Annotated in this window: 2 protein-coding genes; both read right to left on the bottom strand. The window is 74.1% G+C overall.

Annotated elements, in window-relative coordinates; genetic code table 11:
* Positions 1–116: 116 nt before the first annotated feature.
* Positions 117–1,010, bottom strand: a complete 894-nt coding sequence (locus U9R90_RS35635) for a cellulose-binding protein (protein ID WP_411061600.1) — start codon at positions 1,008–1,010, stop codon at positions 117–119.
* 148 nt (positions 1,011–1,158) lie between these two features.
* Positions 1,159–2,220: SUKH-4 family immunity protein (locus U9R90_RS35640; RefSeq protein ID WP_411061601.1), on the bottom strand; the 1,062-nt coding region annotated here is incomplete at its 5' end.

Consider the following 2,220-nt stretch of genomic DNA (forward strand, 5'->3'; position numbering starts at 1 on the left):
CAGAACGCACCCCCACGCCACGGCGCACCCGCTCCACCAAGCCCCCGCCCCACAACGAACCGAAAGCGCACCACCCCGCGCCGCGGAACACGCACCCATCCCGCCCGCCGCGAGCCCTACGGGGTGTCCTCCGCGGGGGCCCGGCCCGTCAAGGCCGTCAGGCTCGTGCGGACGTGGTCCATGTGGCCCCGCAGCTCCTCGCCCGCCTCCTCGTGCTCGCGCAGCACCCGCTCCGTCTCGCGTTCGATGCGCTCGGCGCGTACGACCGCCGCCGTCACCAGCTCCGCCCCCCGCGCCTCCGCATCCTCCTGCCCATGCCGCGCCGACTCCTCCGCCTCCGCGAACGCCCGCTCCGCCTCCGCCAGCCCCGCCTCCGCCGCCGCCATCAGCTCCGCGTGCAGCTCCTCCTGCTCGGCCTCGCGCACCGCCTCCGCGCGCCCCGCCTCCTCCCACCGCTCGGCCTGCTCCTTGCCGAGATCGGTGAGCATCCCCTCCGTACGCTGCCGCATCTCCCGGAGCGCGGCCACCGCCTCGGCCCGCACCTCCTTCACCTCAAGGCGCGCCGCAAGCCGCGACTCGTCGGCGCGGCCCTGCGCGGTGACCAGCAGCTGCCGGGCACGCGCATCGGCCTCGCCGCGCACCGCCTCGGCGTGCGCACGCGCCGCATCGTGCAGCGAACGCTCATACGCGGCGGCCGCCTCGTCCGCCCGCGCGGCATCGTCCCGCGCCGCGGACCGCACGGCATCCGCCTCCTCCTCACTGGCCGCGAGGATCGCCTGCGCACGCGCGCCCAGGGTCTCGTACGTCTGCGGGGCCAGCTCCGCGACCACCGCCCGCAGCCGTTCCACCTCCCCGGACATCTCCTTGGCCAGCACCGTAAGCCGCGCGGCCCGCTCCCACGCGGCGTCACGACCCTGGGACAGCTCGGCGACGTACGCGTCCGTCTGGTCGATCCGATAGCCGCGACGCCGTACGACGTCGAAGCCGTGGGGGGACGACGGTGCACCCATCCTGGAAGCCCTTCTCAAACGACGTGCTTCGCGCACATCTTGGTGGATCAGTGCGAAGGGCACATAACGCGACACTCCGCACGCAGAAGGGGCGCCCCGTCCAAGACGAGACGCCCCTCCCACGTACGACGACGTACGACCACCCGGCCTACAACAGTCCGTCCCACATCTGCTCAAGCAGCACCGACCACCAGCCCTCAGGCGACGCCAGCGCCGCCTGGTCCAGGGCAGCCAGCTGCTGCTGGAAGTCGATGGTCCAGCGCGCCGCCTGCTCCTGGTTGAGCCCCGTCCGCAGACGCCACATCCGCCCGAGCAGCGCCAGGCAGCGGACGAACTCGGGCAGCCCGGTGTTCACGAACTGCGGCGGCACCGGGGCGCCACCGGGACCCGCCTCGACCGGTACGGCCACGATGTGCGCCGTGCCGTACTGCACACAGATCGCGCGCCCGAAGTCGCTGCCCATGACCAGGTACGACCCCGCGTCCGACGCGGGCTGCACCTGGCGCTCCTGCGCCAGCTCGGCCAGCGTCGGCACCGGACGGCCCGGCTGCGCCTGCGCCCAGAAGAACGGGTTGAAGTCGAGCGGCAGACCCGCCCACATCAGGGTGGTCGCGACCACCTCGGGCACGCCCTGCCTGGACACCGCCCGCTGGTCGAAGCGGAAGACGCCCTGCGGCCCGAACGCGCCCACCAACTCATGCGCCACGCCGTCCGGCGGAATCGGCAGCACGGGCTGTACGGGCTGCAGCGGCGCGCGGACCGGACCCGGCCGCGCCGGACCGTCCGCGACCTGGTGCAGCTCGCCCTGGTGCGCGAGCAGTTGCTGCATGCCCTGCTGGCGACTGGCGTGGTCCCTGCCGTACGGGGCGATCGAGGTGATCCGGGCCTGCGGCCAGGTCTCCCGGATCATCCGGGCGCAGTACGCGCCGGGCAGTTCACAGGATTCCAGCTCGGTGTGGAGTTCGAGCACCTGCTGCGGCGGGACGTTCATCGCGCGCAGCTCGTGCAGGATCTGCCACTCCGGGTGCGGGGTGCCGGGCGCCGAGCGGCGGATGAGCTGCTGCTCGGACCCGTCGTGCGCGCGGTAGCGCAGCACGGCCTGGTAGCCGGGGCCGACGGTGGGCTGACCGGGGGGCGGCGGCTGCGGATAGCCGTACGCGGCGGGCGGCTGGGGAGCGCCGGGCGGCTGCTGCACGCCAGGCGCACCGGG

The sequence above is a fragment of the Streptomyces sp. E11-3 genome (assembly GCF_046540415.1).
GTDB lineage: Bacteria > Actinomycetota > Actinomycetes > Streptomycetales > Streptomycetaceae > Streptomyces.

What these genes read in the sequence shown, in the direction of transcription:
- U9R90_RS35635 (WP_411061600.1), bottom strand. Translation starts at nt 1,010, where the DNA reads ATGGGTGCACCGTCGTCCCCCCACGGCTTCGACGTCGTACGGCGTCGC.